The sequence below is a fragment of the Micromonospora sp. NPDC047465 genome (genome assembly GCF_040643125.1).
Classification (GTDB): domain Bacteria; phylum Actinomycetota; class Actinomycetes; order Mycobacteriales; family Micromonosporaceae; genus Micromonospora.
The window spans coordinates 94,474-110,479 of sequence record NZ_JBEYTP010000002.1 but is presented as its reverse complement, the minus strand read 5'-3'; the positions used below and the strand labels follow the sequence as shown (position 1 = coordinate 110,479).

At 74.6% G+C, this 16,006-nt stretch carries 17 protein-coding genes and 1 riboswitch; of the genes, 11 read left to right on the top strand and 6 right to left on the bottom strand.

The window, feature by feature from the left end; genetic code table 11:
• Nucleotides 1–9 precede the first annotated feature (9 nt).
• On the top strand, nucleotides 10–1,398 hold the full coding sequence (locus ABZ793_RS02790) for a carboxyl transferase domain-containing protein (protein ID WP_350708019.1): 1,389 nt from the start codon (nucleotides 10–12) through the stop codon (nucleotides 1,396–1,398).
• 55 nt (nucleotides 1,399–1,453) lie between these two features.
• Here ABZ793_RS02790 and ABZ793_RS02785 read toward each other — a convergent pair whose 3' ends face one another.
• Entirely contained in the window at nucleotides 1,454–1,672 is a 219-nt protein-coding gene (locus tag ABZ793_RS02785; protein WP_357450881.1) for a hypothetical protein, read from the bottom strand.
• Nucleotides 1,673–1,760: 88 nt separating this feature from the next.
• Here ABZ793_RS02785 and ABZ793_RS02780 point away from each other — a divergent pair, with 88 nt between their 5' ends.
• Nucleotides 1,761–2,663, top strand: a complete 903-nt coding sequence (locus tag ABZ793_RS02780; protein ID WP_357450878.1) for a MerR family transcriptional regulator — start codon at nucleotides 1,761–1,763, stop codon at nucleotides 2,661–2,663.
• 73 nt (nucleotides 2,664–2,736) lie between these two features.
• The gene (locus ABZ793_RS02775; protein WP_357450876.1) at nucleotides 2,737–3,384 is read left to right on the top strand and encodes a lipoprotein; all 648 of its coding nucleotides are present in this window, start codon (nucleotides 2,737–2,739) and stop codon (nucleotides 3,382–3,384) included.
• Nucleotides 3,385–3,389: 5 nt separating this feature from the next.
• On the opposite strand, the gene ABZ793_RS02770 is transcribed toward ABZ793_RS02775, so the two are convergent.
• A complete protein-coding gene (locus ABZ793_RS02770) occupies nucleotides 3,390–5,120 on the bottom strand; it encodes a glycoside hydrolase family 3 protein (RefSeq protein ID WP_357450873.1) in 1,731 nt (576 codons plus the stop codon).
• 76 nt (nucleotides 5,121–5,196) lie between these two features.
• The gene (locus tag ABZ793_RS02765; RefSeq protein WP_350683062.1) at nucleotides 5,197–5,688 is read right to left on the bottom strand and encodes a DUF3145 domain-containing protein; all 492 of its coding nucleotides are present in this window, start codon (nucleotides 5,686–5,688) and stop codon (nucleotides 5,197–5,199) included.
• A gap of 307 nt (nucleotides 5,689–5,995) precedes the next feature.
• Between ABZ793_RS02765 and ABZ793_RS02760 the strand changes: the two genes are divergently transcribed.
• Complete coding sequence (locus ABZ793_RS02760) at nucleotides 5,996–6,325, top strand: hypothetical protein (RefSeq protein ID WP_350707717.1); 330 nt, start codon at nucleotides 5,996–5,998, stop codon at nucleotides 6,323–6,325.
• A 111-nt stretch (nucleotides 6,326–6,436) separates the two neighbouring features.
• Here ABZ793_RS02760 and ABZ793_RS02755 read toward each other — a convergent pair whose 3' ends face one another.
• A complete protein-coding gene (locus ABZ793_RS02755; RefSeq protein WP_357450868.1) occupies nucleotides 6,437–7,078 on the bottom strand; it encodes a carbonic anhydrase in 642 nt (213 codons plus the stop codon).
• Nucleotides 7,079–7,226: 148 nt separating this feature from the next.
• Between ABZ793_RS02755 and ABZ793_RS02750 the strand changes: the two genes are divergently transcribed.
• The 4 genes from ABZ793_RS02750 to ABZ793_RS02735 all read left to right on the top strand — a co-directional run bounded on the left by ABZ793_RS02750 (nucleotide 7,227) and on the right by ABZ793_RS02735 (nucleotide 12,818).
• A complete protein-coding gene (locus ABZ793_RS02750; protein WP_357450865.1) occupies nucleotides 7,227–8,162 on the top strand; it encodes an alpha/beta hydrolase in 936 nt (311 codons plus the stop codon).
• A 169-nt stretch (nucleotides 8,163–8,331) separates the two neighbouring features.
• Nucleotides 8,332–10,449, top strand: coding sequence for an AAA family ATPase (locus ABZ793_RS02745; RefSeq protein WP_357450862.1), 2,118 nt, complete (start codon nucleotides 8,332–8,334; stop codon nucleotides 10,447–10,449).
• A 91-nt stretch (nucleotides 10,450–10,540) separates the two neighbouring features.
• Nucleotides 10,541–11,458 (top strand): cation diffusion facilitator family transporter, encoded by a 918-nt coding sequence (locus tag ABZ793_RS02740; RefSeq protein WP_357450859.1) that lies wholly within the window; start codon nucleotides 10,541–10,543, stop codon nucleotides 11,456–11,458.
• A 153-nt stretch (nucleotides 11,459–11,611) separates the two neighbouring features.
• A riboswitch (cyclic di-AMP (ydaO/yuaA leader) is annotated at nucleotides 11,612–11,743 on the top strand.
• Nucleotides 11,744–11,756: 13 nt separating this feature from the next.
• Nucleotides 11,757–12,818 (top strand): hypothetical protein, encoded by a 1,062-nt coding sequence (locus ABZ793_RS02735; RefSeq protein ID WP_357451470.1) that lies wholly within the window; start codon nucleotides 11,757–11,759, stop codon nucleotides 12,816–12,818.
• Nucleotides 12,819–12,925: 107 nt separating this feature from the next.
• On the opposite strand, the gene ABZ793_RS02730 is transcribed toward ABZ793_RS02735, so the two are convergent.
• Complete coding sequence (locus ABZ793_RS02730) at nucleotides 12,926–13,393, bottom strand: SRPBCC family protein (protein WP_357450856.1); 468 nt, start codon at nucleotides 13,391–13,393, stop codon at nucleotides 12,926–12,928.
• A gap of 266 nt (nucleotides 13,394–13,659) precedes the next feature.
• A complete protein-coding gene (locus tag ABZ793_RS02725; RefSeq protein ID WP_350707706.1) occupies nucleotides 13,660–14,022 on the bottom strand; it encodes an STAS domain-containing protein in 363 nt (120 codons plus the stop codon).
• 330 nt (nucleotides 14,023–14,352) lie between these two features.
• On the opposite strand from ABZ793_RS02725, the gene ABZ793_RS02720 reads away from it, so the two are divergent.
• The 3 genes from ABZ793_RS02720 (at nucleotide 14,353) to ABZ793_RS02710 (ending at nucleotide 15,941) form a co-directional block, all read left to right on the top strand.
• Nucleotides 14,353–14,496, top strand: coding sequence for a hypothetical protein (locus ABZ793_RS02720; RefSeq protein WP_350707704.1), 144 nt, complete (start codon nucleotides 14,353–14,355; stop codon nucleotides 14,494–14,496).
• A gap of 163 nt (nucleotides 14,497–14,659) precedes the next feature.
• A complete protein-coding gene (locus ABZ793_RS02715) occupies nucleotides 14,660–15,067 on the top strand; it encodes a hypothetical protein (protein ID WP_357450852.1) in 408 nt (135 codons plus the stop codon).
• A gap of 187 nt (nucleotides 15,068–15,254) precedes the next feature.
• A complete protein-coding gene (locus tag ABZ793_RS02710) occupies nucleotides 15,255–15,941 on the top strand; it encodes a BON domain-containing protein (RefSeq protein ID WP_357450849.1) in 687 nt (228 codons plus the stop codon).
• Nucleotides 15,942–16,006 lie beyond the last annotated feature (65 nt).

Below are 16,006 nucleotides of genomic sequence, written 5' to 3'. Positions count from 1 at the left end.
TCACCCGTCGTGGACCACCGGGATCCGGAGTTGCGGCTGCGGGCGCTGTTCGATGCCGGTTCGTTGCGGTTGATGGCGCCCCGGGACACCTCCGGCGTCCTGTGGGCGCGGGGCGAGATCGACGGCACGCCGGCGATCGCGTACGCGACCGACGCCACGCGGATGGGCGGCGCGATGGGCACCGAGGGGTGCCGGCACGTCGTGGACGCCATCGACACCGCGGTGCGGGAGCGGGTGCCGGTGCTGGGGTTGTGGCACTCCGGTGGGGCCCGGCTGGCCGAGGGCGTGGTGGCGCTGGACGCGGTGGGTCAGGTGTTCGCCGCGATGGTGCGCGCGTCGGGGCGGGTGCCGCAGATCTCGGTGGTGCTGGGTCCCGCGGCCGGCGGCGCGGCGTACGGGCCGGCGCTGACCGACATCGTGGTCATGAGCGGGGCCGGACGGATCTTCGTGACCGGTCCGGAGGTGGTACGCAGCGTCACCGGTGAGCAGGTCGACATGGAGCGGCTGGGCGGGCCGGAGCCGCACGGCCGCCGCTCCGGGGTGGTCCACGTGACGTGCAAGGACGACGAGTCGGCGCTGGCCGAGGCGCGCAAGCTCGCCGCGCTGCTGGGACGCCAGGGTCGGCTGTCGCCCGACGACGTGGCGGCGGAGGGTGACCAGGGGCACGACCTGGCGGCGAAGATGCCGGTGGAGACGAACCGGGCCTACGACGTCAAGCCGGTGGTCAAGGCGCTGCTGGACGCTCCCGGGGTGGAGCTGCACGCCAAGTGGGCGCCGAACGTGGTGACCACCCTGGGCCGGTTCGCCGGCCGCACCGTCGGGGTGATCGCCAACAACCCGCTGCGCCTGGGCGGCTGCCTCGACGCCTCCAGCGCCGAGAAGGCGGCCCGGTTCGTGCGGATGTGCGACTCCCTCGGCGTGCCGCTGATCGTGCTGGTCGACGTGCCCGGCTACCTGCCCGGCCTCGGCCAGGAGTGGGACGGCGTGGTGCGCCGCGGCGCGAAGCTGCTGCACGCCTTCGCCGAGGCCGTCGTGCCGCGGGTGACCCTGGTGACCCGCAAGGCATACGGCGGCGCGTACATCGCGATGAACTCCCGCTCCCTCGGGGCGACCGCCGTGTTCGCCTGGCCCCACGCCGAGGTCGCCGTCATGGGGGCCAGCGCCGCGGTCAACATCCTGCACCGCAAGAAGCTCGCCGCCGCTCCCGCCGAGGAACGCGAGACGCTGCGCGCGCAGCTGATCGAGGAACAGACCCGGGTCGCGGGCGGCGTCAACCGCGCCCTGGAGATCGGCGTGGTCGACGACGTCATCACCCCCGCCGAGACCCGTCGCCGCATCGCCGAGGCCCTCGCCGCCGCCCCGGCGGCCCGGGGCGCGCACGGCAACATCCCGCTGTAGTCGCACGTACCGTCGAGGGGCCCGCGCTCACCCGAGCGCGGGCCCCTCGCGTCGCTCAGCCCCGGTTGCGGGGGTGTTGGCGGGCGGTCCGCTCGTTGCCCCGGCGGTAGTTGCCGGTCCACCGGGCCATCGCGAGCTGCGGGTCGTCCTCGACCTCGGCGAGGAACTCCGCCGCCCGTCCGCCGCGCAACGTGCCCGCCACCCGCCCGTGGTGGGTGATCACCACGGTGCCGTCCGACCGCTCGTCGTACGCGAAACCCTGTGCCGTTCCCATGTGCGCAGAGGGTGCCAGGTGCGGTGGGCGACCGCGAGCCCGTTTCCGGGTTGACTCTCCAGCGGCTGGAGACAGGAGGCTCTTCGACGTGGACGACCGCACCGACCTGTTCACCATCGGGCAGCTCGCCCGCCGGACCGGCCTCTCGGTCCGGACCATCCGCTTCTGGTCCGACCTCGACCTGCTGCCCCCGACCGGCCGGTCGCCGGGCGGCTACCGGCTCTACGACGCGGCCGCCGTGGCCCGGCTGGAGCTGCTGCGCTCCCTGCGCGAGCTGGGCATCGGCCTGGACGACGTACGCCGGATCGTGGACCGCCAGTCCACCGTCCGGGACGTGGCGCAGGCGCACGTCCGGGCGCTGGACGCGGAGATCCGGACGCTGCGGCTGCGCCGGGCGGTGCTGCGGTCGGTCACCCGACGTGGCAGTACGACAGAGGAGTTGAGACTCATGAACGACCTGGCCCGCCTCTCCGCCCGGGAGCGGCAGCGGATCGTCGACGACTTCGTGGCCGAGGTCTTCGACGGCGTCGACGTCGGCCTGGGCGCCGGTCTGGCCCAGGCCATGCGGGCGCTGCCGGCGGATCTGCCGGACGAGCCCACCGACGAGGAGGTGGACGCCTGGCTGGAGCTGGCCGAACTGGTGGCCGACCCGGACTTCCGCCGTCGGGTACGCGAGATGGCGGTGGCCGGGTCGGCCGACGCGACGGCGCCGCCACCGGAGCCGATGCCGTCGGTCGAGCCGGCGCGTGCGGCGCTGGCCGCCGGGATCGATCCGGCGTCGCCCGAGGCCCGGGCGGTGCTCGACGAGATGGTGGACCCGACGCTCACCCCGGACCGGCGCCGGGCGATGGCCGACGGGATCGCCGCCTTCACGGACCGGCGGGTGGAGCGGTACTGGCAGTTGATCGGGGTGCTCAATCGGCGGGAGCCGTTCCCGCCCGCGGTGCCGGCCGTGGAGTGGCTGGTCGCCGCGCTGCGCGCGGCCCGCTAGGTCAACCGGCTTGACGCCGTCCGTCCGCCCCGCTTTGATGGGCCGGCTCTCATCGTCAACGGGGAATGGACACATGGAACGACGTACCCGCGCCGCCGTGCTCGCGGCCCTGACCATCGCGCTGACCGGCGCCTGCGCCGACGCGAAGGAGACCCCGGCGGCCGGCGGCTCGCCCTCGGCGTCGGCCTCGCCGAGCACCACCGCCTCGCCGGTGGCCCCCGGCCCGCCCTGGCACGACGAGGTGGCCGCCGCGGCCGCCGGCACCACCGTCGGCCAGAAGGGCACGCCCTGCGAGCTGCCGATCACCTTCTCGCTGCCGGCCAGGTGGAAGGTCGAGGCGGTGAAGGGCTCGGCGGAGTTCGGCGAGCCGACCGTCGGCAAGGCCAGGATGCTGTGCGAACTCGACGCCCGGCCGGCCGGCGAACTCGGGTTCCTCCGGGTCTGGCGGGTCGACGGGGTCGCCGGCGGCGCCGAGGAGCACCTGAAGCACTTCGTCGAGGCGTACTCGCCGAAGGCTTCGGACGCGCAGTACCGGCGGGTGCGGGCCGGCACGCTCGACGCCGTGGAGACGAGTTACACGGCGGACGGCGACACGGACCGGGCCATCGCGTTGTCCTCCCTCTACGGCCCGGTCGTGTTGAGCCTGGACGCCCCGGACCCGGAGGACCTGCTGCCGGCGTACCAGCTGGTGAAGCAGTCGGCCCGGATCAACCGCGACTGAGGCGGTCAGCCGGCGCAGGTGGTGGCGGGCAGGCCGGGCACCGGCACCGGGGACCGGCCCTCCGGCCGCGCCTTGCCGGCCAGCACCCGGGCGAGGGCGGTCATCGACGCCCGGCTGGACGAGTACGTCGCCAGCAGGGTCGGTGACTTCGCCTTCGCCAGCACGTACGGGGTGTCCATGGCGACCGTGACGGCGGCGTCGGCGCGCAGGTCGCCGGCGCCGTCGCCGTACCCGACCAGGTGCACCACCGTGCCGCCGCTGGGCACCACCGTGACCCCGGCCGCGGTGAGCGCCTCGGTCAGCGCCGCCCGGGTGTGGTCGCGCCCGCCGGAGGAGGTGACGGTCACCGGGCCCCGGACCCCGCCGCCGCAGGCACCCCTGAACACCGTCACGGCCGCAGCCGCCAGGTCCTCCGCGGCCTTCCGGTGCGCCGGGCCGCCCAGCGTGGACAGCTCGGGCGTGGGCCGGTCGGCGAGCTTGAACTTCATGGTCAGCACCCGGGTCGCGGCGTCGACGAGGCGGGCCCGGGGCAGCGAGCCGTCGCGGAGCGCGGCGAGCAGCCCGTCGTACGCCTGGCCGACGTGCGGCGTCATCAGGATCAGGTCGTTGCCCGCCTGTAGCGCGCGCACCGCGGCCTCCCCCGGTGACCAGCGCTTCGCCGGCGGCATGTTCATCCCGTCGGTGATCACCACGCCCTCGAAGCCGAGCTGGCCGCGCAGCACGTCGGTGAGCAGCTTGCGCGAGAAGGTCGCCGCGGTGCCCGGGTCCACCGACCGGGCGTCGAGGTGGGCGGACATGACGGCCATCGCGCCGGCGTCGATGCCGGCGGAGAAGGGCGGCCAGGCACCGGTCTCCAGCGCCTTGCGGGACTGGTCGAGCACCGGCAGGTCCTTGTGCGAGTCGGCGGCGCTGTGCCCGTGGCCCGGGAAGTGCTTGACGGTGGCGGCGACGCCCTCGGCCTGCAACCCGCGGACCGCGCCGGCCACCTGCTCCGCGGTCGCCTTCGGGTCCGCCCCGTACGACCGGGAGCCGATCACGGTGCTGCGGGTGGCGAGCACGTCGGCGACCGGGGCGAAGTCGAGGTTGATGCCCATCGCGGCGAGTTCGCTGCCGGCCGCCCGCCAGGCGGCCTCGGTCAGCTCCGGCTTCCCGGCCGCGCCCGCGGCGAGGGCGCTGGGCAGCAGGGTCACCCCGTCGGTGATCCGGGTGACCACGCCGTACTCCTGGTCGGTGCCGATCAGGAACGGCGCCTGACCGGCGGGCAGCCGACCGGCGGCCTCGCGCAGGCCGGTGGTGAGCCCGCGGACCTGCTCCGGGTTGTCGACGTTGGTGGTCTCCTGGTTGCCCTTGGTCGGGTCGTCGGCGCTGAAGCCGACCAGGATCAGCCCGCCGAGCCGGTACCTGGCGATCATCTCGGCCGGGGTGTCCACCCCGGCGAGGGCCTGGTTGCCGGCCTTCGATCCGGGCGAGACCCGGGTCGCCGAGTCGCCGTAGGCGTAGGGCATCAGCACCTGGCCGACCAGGTCCTCGTCGGCGAGCGTGCCGACCAGGGCGGCGGCGCGGGCGGCCGGGTCGCCGGCGGGCAGGCTCGCGCCGGGTGTCGGGGTGGCCGCGGCGCTCGTCGACGCGGGCTCGGGACGGCGGTCCGCCGGCCCCGAGCATCCGGAGAGGAGCAGCGCGGTCAGGGCGGCGAGCGCGACGCCGGCACGTCGCGGGGTAGTCGACACGCGGCCCATCCCACCAGTTCACCCCTTATCGGGGCAACTTGACCTTCCCGCCGCCGCCGGGCCGGGGCACGCCGGACGTGGGACGTCAGCCGACGCGGGTGAGCAGGGTCACCGGGGCGCCGTCGCCGGCGTGGCGGTAGGGCTCCAGCTCGGCGTCCCAGGCGGTGCCGAGCGCCTTGTCGAGCGCGTGCGCGAGGGCCTCCGGCGCCCGCGCACCGGCCATCAGGCTGCGCAGCCGGTCCTCGCCGAGCTGGATGTCGCCGGCCGCGCCCACGGTCGCGCGGAACAGGCCGCGCCCCGGGACGTACATGAAGCGCTCGCCGTCGGCACCGGCGCTCGGCTCCTCGGTGACCTCGAAACGGATCATGGGCCACTGCCGGAGGGCAGCAGCCAGCTCGGCGCCCGTCCCCGGACGACCGGTCCACCCGCACTCGGCCCGGCGGGCGCCGGGGTCGACGGGCTGAGCCGTCCATTGCAGGTTGACCGGCGCGGCGAGGACGCGCGCGATCGCCCACTCGACGTGCGAGCACACGGCGAGCGGGGTCGAGTGGACGTATACGACGCCACGCGTTGGCACGGTGACCTCCCGGAGAGCGAGGTGCGTCTTCCCCTACGACCTCGATCACCCGAGTGGCTTCTGGAACACATGATGACTGGTGTGACGGATGGTGCGCCAGGGAATCGGAAAATTCGCCGGTCGGAATAGTCGGACGGGTGACCGCGGTTGACCCCTCCAGACGCGATGACCAGCCAGGGATCGTGGTCGTGTACAGTTCCATCGGCGGCCTGTGCCGCGCACATCTTCCGCGGGCCCACTCACCAGGTGCCGTCCGCACAGCCCCCGGACGTTCCGTCCTCCCGTACGTCTTGCAAGGAGTACCTCCGTGGCGAGCAACACCTCTAAGACCGCGCGCGCGTCAGTCCGGGCCGGCCAGGCTGGCCAGGGTGGCGCCCTCAGCGTGCTGGGCGAGTTCAAGTACCTCATCCCGCTCAACGGCGGCAAGCACGCCTACGTGCGTAACCTGACCAACGGCAAGACCGCGCACCTGCGCACCGACTCCGAGGCCTTCGTCGAGGAGATCCGGACGCTGGCCGCCGCCGGCCACGCCGCGAAGATCCGGGCCGAGATCAACAACCTCAACGCCACCCACCCGGGTGACGGCTGGGACGCCACCGAGAAGCGCCTCGTCGAGGCCGGCGTCTTCGAGGGCTGAGCCCTCCCCCACGCGACACCTGAACCGCCCGTCGGGATCATCCCGGCGGGCGGTTCCGCGTCTGTGGACAGGTGTCGCGTCTGTGGGCAGGCGGGAGGAAGGGATCTTCCGCTACGCCTCGAGCAGGGCGACCTCGCCGGTGGCCAGGTCGTAGAGGGCGCCGACCACGGCCAGCCGGCCGGCGGCGACGGGGCCGGCGAGCAGGTCGTCGGCGCGCAGCGCGGCCACCGTCCGCAGCACGTGCCGGCGGACCGCCAGCGGGTGCGCCCGCGGGTCGTCGACGCCCACCTCGGTCACCGCCGGGGCGATCTGTTCGACGAGGTGCGCCAGCGCGCCGCCCGGTGACCGCCCGCCGCGCAGCGCGTCCACGGCGGAGGCGACCGCGCCGCACCGCTCGTGCCCGAGCACCACCACCAGCGGTACGCCCAACTCCCCGACCACGTACTCGATGGAGCCGAGCACCGCCCGGTCGAGCACGTGCCCGCCGGTGCGGATCACGCAGATCGAGCCGAACGTCTGGTCGAAGATCGCCTCCAGCGGCACCCGCGAGTCGATGCAGCCGAGGAGCACCGCGTACGGCTGCTGGTCGCCGGAGGCCGCCGCGGCGGCGGTGACGTCGTGGCCGTGGATCGGCTGGCCGCTGACGAACCGGCGGTTGCCGGCGAGCAGTTCCGCCAGGGCGGCCCGGGGCGTACCGCCGGCCGCGCGCCCGGCCGGCGCGGGCCCGGGCGGCGTTGCCGGCGGCGACCCCATGCCTTTCAGCTTGGCCGGCCCGGCCGGCGCCCGGACCGGGTTGCGAATCTTCTCACCGGCACGGTTGCCGTGGTGTCATGACGGGTAGCCGGTGTTACCACCGGGTATCCCCGGTGTTGCGGACCAGCGCGGCCCTGGGGAGGTGGCGATGCCGGAGCACGTCGAGGTACGTCTTCCCGACGACGTGCGGCTGCACGTCGAGGCGACGGGGCCGGCCGACGCCGAGCTCACCGTGGTGCTGTTGCACGGCTGGACGCTGGACGGGCGGGCCTGGCACCGGCAGCTCGCCGACCTGCGGGAACGCTTCGACGGCGCGGTACGGGTGGTGGCCTACGACGCCCGCGGGCACGGCCGGTCGAGCTGCATGGCGCTGCCCACCGCCACCCTCGCCCAGCTCGGCGACGACCTGGCCGCGGTGCTGGACGAGGTGGTCCCGGACGGCCGGGTGGTGCTCGCCGGCCACTCGATGGGCGGCATGACGATCATGGAGTACGCGCACCGGCACCCCGAGCACTTCGCCGCCCGGGCCGCCGGGTTGGTCTTCGTCTCCACGACGGCCGAGGGGCACACACACACCGTCTACGGCCTGTCGCCCCGGATCGCCCGGTTGATCCGGCTCGCCGAGACCACCGGGGCCGGCGTGCTGGCCCGGTGCGGGTCCTGGCGGCCGCCCCGGGCGCTGCTGCGGGCCCTGCGCCCCAGCATCCGCTGGATGCTCTTCGGCGACCGCTGCGACCCGCACGACATCCGGCTGGTCACCTCGGCGGTGGCCCGCGCCTCGCTCCGCTCGATCGGCGGGTTCCGCGCCTCGATCGGGGCGCAGCACCGGCTGGACACCCTCGCCCGGCTCGCCCGCCTGCCGGCGGCGGCGCTGGTCGGCGACCGGGACCGGCTCACCCCGCCGCCGTGCGCCGAGTCGATCGCCGCCGCGCTGCCGGCGACAAAACTGACCGTCTGTCCGGGTGCCGGGCACATGCTGATGATGGAACGCCCCGCCGAGGTCAACGCGGCGCTGGACGGCGTGCTCCGCCAGGTGCTCGACGACGCCCGCTCCGCCGCTCCCGCCACCACCCGGGAGGGATGATGCGGGCAGGCCGGGAGGGGTGACGCGGGCAGGCCGGCAGGGGTGACGCGGGCTCCTTTCCCGCACCTCAGGCGCGGCTGGTTGCGCGCGGGCCGTACCCTCTTGCGGTTGGCCTGGCGTGGTGCGCGCGGTTCGCGCCGCCCGCCGCCGACGTCAGGAGGAGCGACCGTTGACCGACCAGACCACCCTGGCGCAGGAGACCGCCGTCGAGCAGCGGCACCTCGACCGGGTGTACGCCCGACTGGCCGAGCTGCGCCGGTCGGCGGTCCGCGCCGAGAAGGAGGGCTACCGACTCGCCCGGGTCGGCAACTTCGGGGCGCTGGTCGAGCGGGACGCGATGGTGTTCCACGCCGCGCAGCGGCGGCACGTGCTGGACGCCGAGCACGAGGGGCTGGTCTTCGGCCGGCTGGACCTGCGCGACCGCCAGGTGCTGCACGTCGGGCGGCTCGGCATCCGGGACGAGGACGCGACCACCCTGGTGGTCGACTGGCGGGCCCCGGCCGCCGCCGCCTTCTACCAGGCCACCCCGGCGGAGCCGCTGGGCGTGGTGCGGCGGCGCATGATCCAGTCCTCCGGTGAGCGGGTCACCCGGATCGAGGACGACCTGCTCGATCCCGCCGCCGCGCCCGCCGACATGGCGGTGGTCGGCGACGGCGCGCTGCTCGCCACGCTGTCGAAGGCCACCGGCCGGGGCATGCGGGACATCGTCGCCACCATCCAGCGGGAGCAGGACGAGGCCATCCGCTCCCCCGGTTCCGGGGTGACGATCGTCTCCGGCGGCCCGGGCACCGGCAAGACGGCGGTCGCCCTGCACCGGGCCGCGTACCTGCTCTACTCCGACCGCAGCCGGTACGCCGGCGGCGGCATCCTGGTGGTCGGCCCGTCCTCGGTCTTCGTCGAGTACATCGCCTCGGTGCTGCCCTCGCTCGGCGAGGACACCGCCACGCTGCACTCGCTGGGCACCCTGTTCCCGGGCATGAGCGCCACCCGTACCGACCCACCGGCCGTGGCGGCGGTCAAGGGCTCGCTGCGGATGCGCCGGGTGCTGGAACGGGCGGCCCGGGACGCGGTGCCGGACGGCCCGGCCGAGCTGCGCCTGCTCTACCGGGGCGGGCTGCTCCGGCTGGACCGCCGCGAATTGGACGCCATCCGGGAGCGGGCGATGCCCCGGGGCGCCCGCCGCAACGAGGTGCGCCGCGCCGGCTTCGACGGCGTCTTCGCCGCGCTCTGGGCGCAGGCCCGTCGGCTGGGCATCGGCCGGCTGCCCGAGCAGCGCGCGTTCGAGGACGAGATCGCCGAGCGGCCGGAGTTCCGGGAGTTCCTCAAGGCGTGGTGGCCCCGGCTGCACCCCCGGCACGTGCTGGGCTGGCTGGCCCGCCCCGACCGGCTGCGCCGGTACGCCGGCGGGATCCTCTCCGGCGCCGAGATCCGGCTGCTGACCGACGCCTACCGGAGCCTGGACCGCGCCGGGCTGACGATCGCCGACATCGCGCTGCTGGACGAGCTGGACGCGCTGCTCGGCAAGCCGATGAAGCCGGCCCGGCCGAAGCGCGACCCGTTCCAGCTGGCCGGCGGGGTCCGCGAGCTGAGCACGTTCGCCGACCGGCAGCGCGCGGCCCGCGAGGCGGCGCGGCAGCGCCCGGAGGACTACCGGGAGTACGCGCACGTCGTGGTCGACGAGTCGCAGGACGTCTCGCCGATGCAGTGGCGCATGATCGGCCGGCGCGGACGGCTGGCCTCGTGGACGGTGGTGGGCGACCCGGCGCAGACGGCGTGGACCGGCGACCCGGAGGAGCTGACCCGCGCCCGGGACCAGGCGCTGGGCCGGCGCAAGCGGCACCACTTCACCCTGACCACGAACTACCGCAACTCGGCGGAGATCTTCGCGGTGGCGGCGGCCGAGATCCGCCGGCTGCACCCGGAACTCCCGCTGCCCAGGGCGGTGCGTTCCACCGGCGTCGACCCGGTCGAGCTGGTGGTGCCGCCGGCGGAGCTGGAGACGGCCGTGGTGACGGCGGCCACGGCGCTGCTGGCCGAGGTGGAGGGCACCGTGGGCGTGATCACCCCGGTGCCCCGCCGGGACGAGGTGGCCGGGTGGCTGGGCGGCCTGGGCGCGCCGCGCCTGCAGGTGGTGACCAGCCTGGAGGCCAAGGGCATGGAGTACGACGGCGTGGTCCTGGTCGCCCCGGGCGAGATCCGGGCCGACCCGGGTTCGGGCGTACGGACGCTCTACGTCGCGCTGTCGCGGGCCACCCAGCGGCTGACCACCGTCGACCCGACCGGCTGAGTCGTCCCGGCCGCCGCCGGCAGTCACTTGCACATATTGCGATGTGAGCATAGATTGAACCGGGTCCGGACAGGTGACGGAAGGTGGGCGCGTGGGCGCAGGTCATGACCACCACCACGGGTCGGTCGCGAATGCCGCGCACCGCCACCGGGGCCGCCTCTGGGCGGCGTTCGCGCTGCTCGGCGCCCTGATGGTGGTGGAGGCGGTGGCCGCCTTCCGCACCGGCTCGCTGGCTCTGCTGAGCGACGCCGGGCACATGTTCACCGACGTGCTCGGCATCGGCATGGCGCTCGCGGCGATCACCGCGACCCGGCGCGCCGGCGCGGACCCGCAGCGCACCTTCGGCCTCTACCGGCTGGAGGTGCTGGCCGCTCTGGCCAACGCCGTGCTGCTCTCCGGCGTCGCGGTCTACGTGGTCGTCGAGGCCGTACGCCGGTTCGGCGACCCGCCGGAGGTCCTCGCCGGCCCGATGCTCGCGGTCGCCGTGCTCGGCCTGCTCGCCAACGTGGCCGCCTTCGCCCTGCTGCGGTCCGGGGCGAAGGAGAGCATCAACATGCAGGGCGCGTACCTGGAGGTGCTGGGCGACCTGCTGGGCTCACTCGGCGTGATCGGCGCGGCCCTGCTGATCGCCGTCACCGACTGGTGGTGGGCGGACCCGGTGGTCGCGGTGGCGATCGGGATGTTCATCCTGCCCCGCACCTGGCGGCTCGGGCGCGCCGCGCTGCGCATCCTGGTGCAGGCCGCGCCGGAGCACCTCGAGGTCACCAGGGTGCACGACCGGCTGGCCGCCGTGCCCGGCGTGGCCGAGGTGCACGACCTGCACGTCTGGACGCTGACCTCCGGGATGGAGGTGGCCTCGGCGCACCTGACGATGGAGCCCGGCGCCGAGGTCGGCGCGGTGCTCACCGCGGCCCGGACGGCCCTGCACGAGGACTTCCAGATCGAGCACGCGACGTTGCAGATCGAGCCGGGGGCGTCTCCCGGGGCCTGCGGGTCGGTTGAGTGGTAATGAGCACAGCCTTAAATCTGGGAGAGTATTGTTGACTTATGTCGGATTTGACGGTAAGCGGACAGGCACCCTCAGTCACGTGCGCTGCACCAGTCACACCGGCACCGGTAGGCTCGGTTCCGGCCTCCGCCAGGCGGCACCCACCGGTGCCGGCGGTGGCCGCCGCCTAATCGCCCGGCGGGGCGAACCGGGGAACCATGTTCGTGGGGTGCATCCGCGTCAGCGGTAGGGATCTTCCGTCCCGAACCCGTCAGCTAACCCGGTCGGCGGCTGACGGAAGGACACGTGTATGCCAGTGATGGCACCTGTACGACGACGCGCCGCCCGGTTGGCGGCCCTGATCGCCGCGACGCTCGCCCTCGGCGCCGCGGTCGCCCCGGTCACCACCGCCCCCGCGGCGGCCGCCTCCCGGGCCGGACTGCTCGCCGCGGCCCCCGGCCAGGACCAGGAGGGCGGCACGCCCGCCCTGCGGGCCCAGCTCGAAGCCGCCAGCAAGGGCTACCTGGACGCCAAGCGGGCGCTGGACACGTCGGTCAAGCGGCAGCAGCAGCTCGCCGCGCAGCTCAAGACGACCGAGAGCGAGCTGACCGAGCGGAACAGCAAGGTCGGCGAGATCGCCGGAGTGGCCTACCGGACCGGCCGGCTGGGGGTGGTGTCCGCCCTGCTCAACAGCAGCTCGCCGGACGGCTTCATGGACCGGGCCGCCGCCCTCGACGCGGTGGCCGCCAACGAGGACCGGGCGCTCCGCGAGCTCCAGGAGACCCGGGACCAGGCCACCCGCACCAAGCTCGCCCTGGACGGCGAGATCCGGGAACAGCGCAAGCAGGTCACGGTGATGGCCAAGCGCAAGGAGCAGGCAGAGCGGGCGCTGACGGTCGCCAACCGGTCGCAGGCGAGTGGCGGCGGGCCGGGCGGCAGCTCCACCGCGACGGCGAAGCCGGCGCCGCGCAACTCCGACGGGTCCTGGCCGTCCGAGTCGTGCAGCGTCAACGACCCCACCCCCGCCAACGGCTGCATCACCCCGCGCACCCTGCACGCGCTCAACCAGGCCAAGGCGGCCGGCTTCACCCGCTACGTCTCCTGCTACCGCCCCGGCGGCTCCGGCGAGCACCCGAAGGGCCGGGCCTGCGACTTCGCGGCACAGAAGAGCGGGTTCGGCGGCGACGCCACCGGCGGCGACAGGACGTACGGCAACAACCTGGCGGCGTACTTCGTCAAGAACGCCGACCGGCTCGCCGTGCTCTACGTGATCTGGTACAGGCAGATCTGGCTCCCCAGCAGCGGCTGGAAGTCGTACAGCGGGGCCAACGGCGACCCGTCCAGCGACCACACCAACCACGTGCACCTGTCGGTCTACTGACGCCCCGGCCCCGGTGACCCGCGAGCGGGTCACCGGGGCCGACCGCCTTCCCGCCGCCACCTTCCCGGCCGACGGCCGGGGATCTCGCCGTGTCGTCGATGCCCGGCTCAGCCGGGCGGTGACTCCGGCGGGTGCCCGCCGAGGGCGACGCCGAGCCGGGCCGCCAGCCCCAGGTGGGCCGCACGCGCCTGGCGGAAGGCGTAGCCGAAGAGCGGGACCGGCGCGGCAAGGGTGATCTCGACGTCGATCCGGACCACGCCGTCCGGCTCGGCCCGCAGTCGGGTCCGGTTGCGCACCGTGGTGGCCGGCCACTGCCGGGCCACGGTGACGATCTCGTCCGGCCCGTCGACCAGGACGTCGGCCCGGTAGGTGACCGGCAGGCGCAGCGGCCCGACGGCCAGCCGGTCGGTGATGAGGTAGCTGGCCCGCGCGCCGCGACGGGGCGACACCCGGCGGACCCGGGCGATCAGCGGGTGCAGGTCCTGCTGCCGGGCCGGGTCCGCGAGCAACCCCGCGGCGTCGGCGAGCGAGCAGCGCGCCTGGACGGTGTAGCTGAAGGAATCCCGCCTGATCACGCCGTCTCCCCACCGTCGCCGTCGCCCGATCGTCGCGCACCGGCGGCGCGCTGGCAACGGTGTGCCGCTCCGCGCGCGGATCCCGGCCGTCGATCCGCCCGGTCGGTCGTCGACAGGTGCAGCCGGGCAGCGACCTGCCCAGCCTGGCCTACGGCTACGCCTCCGGGACGGCGATCCGCGCGGCCACCGAGGCAGCCGACATCGACCTGTCGGGCCTCGGCGAGGACTGACGCCAACGGGTCACCGGCGGGACCCCTGCCGGCGGGTCAGGCGCCGGGGAGGACCTCGGGGGCGGGCGCGCCGGCGTAGTAGGGCTCGGGGGCGCCGAAGAGGCCGAGCAGGCCGGTCACCCAGAGCTGCCGGTGCACGAACCGGCTCGGCTCGGTGACGACGAGCTTGACGCCGCTCACCTCGGCGGTCTGGAAGCCGGCGACCATCGCGCTGATGCCGACGGAGTCGATGAAGGTGACGAGCCTCATGTTGAGCTCGATCCGGCTGGGGTGCCCCTTGGCCAGGACCTCGGCGATCGCCTCGCGCACCTCGTATGCGGTGTCGACGTCGATCTCGCCCCGGGGGGCGATCTCGATGACACCACCGGGCATAACCGACTTCACGATCGACAGGCTCACGCGAGCACCTCCACTCGCCCGTCCGACGGGCGCCTCATCAGTACGCGGGCCGCGACCGAGAGTATTCCTCCGACGGCCTCGGTCGCCACCCCTCGGGATGAGCAATTCGCGGATGAGGGCGCACCAAGTCGCCCTTATCCGGACTTTTCATTTCTTGTTTACCCAACGATCAGCTGCCGCTGACGCGTCGCCGACCCAGGGTAGCCGTCTCCCGCCGGCACCGCCCGGCACCCGAACTTCCTGGCGTGGCCGGCCCGCTTCCGCCCGCCGGGTTGCCCGTCCTACCTACGATCGGCCCGGAGAGCGGGCGCCACGACGGAAGGACGATCGATGATCAGGAGACTCGCCGCGCTGGCCGGTGTCGGCGCGCTGCTGGCCCTCGTGCTGGCCTGCGGCTTCGGCGGTGGCGACGATGACGACGACGATGACGACGACTTCGCGCGCGGCGTGACCGCGGTGGTCACGCTCCGCTGACCACCGCGAGGGCCACAGCCCGGTGACCGGGCTCGCCCCGCGTCCCCCGCGGGTTTGCGGAGACGTCCGGTTGGGCACAGGCGGAACGAGCGAACCATGACGCGCCGGTGAGACGTCGAAGTCCGAAGTGGCCGCCGGCTTCGGCCCGAGGAGGTAACCCACCATGTTCGGTACCAATCTGCTGGATCGCCGCGGCAAGCCCGAGCGGATCGCGGACCAGGCGTGGCAGAACCTGGTCTCGGCGGTCAGCTCCGCGGGCGACAGCGTCCGCGACACCGCCCGGTCGGCCCGCCGCGGCGGTTCCGGCCTCGCCGACGAGGCCGGCGACCTGGTGGGCTCCGCGGCGGACGAGGCGCGCCGCCGGGCCACCCTGGCCTTCGACGCGCTCGCCGGCCGCCGCCCCGCGCTGCCCTGGACGCTGCTGATCGGCGCCGCGCTGGTGGGCGCGGCGATCGGCTGGGCCGCCGGCACCGCCGCGCGGGCCGCCGGCAGCCGGGACGACCGGGCGGCGGACGACATCGAGTTCGTCGACGTGGACCGTCCCAACTCCCCCGTCGGCCTCGACGGCTGACTCACCCCGACCCATCGGGCACACCGCGGGCCCCGGTCAACCCCTGAGGGTCGGCCGGGGCCCGCGCCGTACCTCCCGGGCAGGGCACGGCCACCCGGGTCGGGTGAGGACCGCTCACCCCCGCCCGCGCCAGGATCGGTCCCGGCGGGCCCGTGTGCACAGGCAGCTATCCCGTGAGGAGTGACAGATGGCCATCGAGACGATCACCCGTACCGACCAGGACATCCAGTCCGCCGTCCTCGACGAGCTGACCTGGGAACCCCGGGTCAGGCCGCACGAGATCGGCGTGACCGTCTCCGAGGGCGTGGTCACGCTGACCGGTCGGGTCGACAGCTACGCCAAGAAGTGGGCCGCCGAACGGGCGGCGCATCGGGTCGCCCGGGTCCGGGCGGTCGCCAACGACCTCGCGGTGCGGATCGGCACCGGCGCCGAACGCGCCGACCCCGACATCGCCGCAGCGGCGGGGCACGCGCTGGAGTGGGACGCCTTCGTCCCGCTGGAGCAACTCGACGTGACGGTCTCGCAGGGCTGGGTGACGCTGCACGGCGAGGTGGACTGGGAGTACCAGCGCCGCGCCGCCGAACGGGCGGTGGCCCGGCTGACCGGCGTACGCGGGGTCAGCAACGGCATCACCGTCCGCCCCGAAACCCGGCCGGACGGGCACGCCCTGGCCGCCCGGATCGTCGACGCGCTGGCCCGCAACCGGGCCACCGAGGCGGAACGGATCACCGTCCGGGTGCACGGCGACACGGTGGTGCTCGGCGGGCTGGTCCACTCGATGCCGGAGCGGGCGGAGGTGGAACGCACCGCCTGGTGCGCCCCGGGCATCCGCGAGGTGCAGAACCACATCGCGGTCGCCCCCGTGCTGGCCTGACCCGTCCTACCCCGATCGGCCCCCGATCCCGGCGGTGCGGGCCGGCGGACGTGGCCCGACGGGCG

What these genes read in the sequence shown, in the direction of transcription:
- ABZ793_RS02715 (WP_357450852.1), top strand. Translation starts at nt 14,660, where the DNA reads ATGTTCGGTACCAATCTGCTGGATCGCCGCGGCAAGCCCGAGCGGATC.
- ABZ793_RS02735 (WP_357451470.1), top strand. Translation starts at nt 11,757, where the DNA reads ATGGCACCTGTACGACGACGCGCCGCCCGGTTGGCGGCCCTGATCGCC.
- ABZ793_RS02785 (WP_357450881.1), bottom strand. Translation starts at nt 1,672, where the DNA reads ATGGGAACGGCACAGGGTTTCGCGTACGACGAGCGGTCGGACGGCACC.
- ABZ793_RS02770 (WP_357450873.1), bottom strand. Translation starts at nt 5,120, where the DNA reads ATGGGCCGCGTGTCGACTACCCCGCGACGTGCCGGCGTCGCGCTCGCC.
- ABZ793_RS02750 (WP_357450865.1), top strand. Translation starts at nt 7,227, where the DNA reads ATGCCGGAGCACGTCGAGGTACGTCTTCCCGACGACGTGCGGCTGCAC.
- ABZ793_RS02775 (WP_357450876.1), top strand. Translation starts at nt 2,737, where the DNA reads ATGGAACGACGTACCCGCGCCGCCGTGCTCGCGGCCCTGACCATCGCG.
- ABZ793_RS02710 (WP_357450849.1), top strand. Translation starts at nt 15,255, where the DNA reads ATGGCCATCGAGACGATCACCCGTACCGACCAGGACATCCAGTCCGCC.
- ABZ793_RS02720 (WP_350707704.1), top strand. Translation starts at nt 14,353, where the DNA reads ATGATCAGGAGACTCGCCGCGCTGGCCGGTGTCGGCGCGCTGCTGGCC.
- ABZ793_RS02755 (WP_357450868.1), bottom strand. Translation starts at nt 7,078, where the DNA reads ATGGGGTCGCCGCCGGCAACGCCGCCCGGGCCCGCGCCGGCCGGGCGC.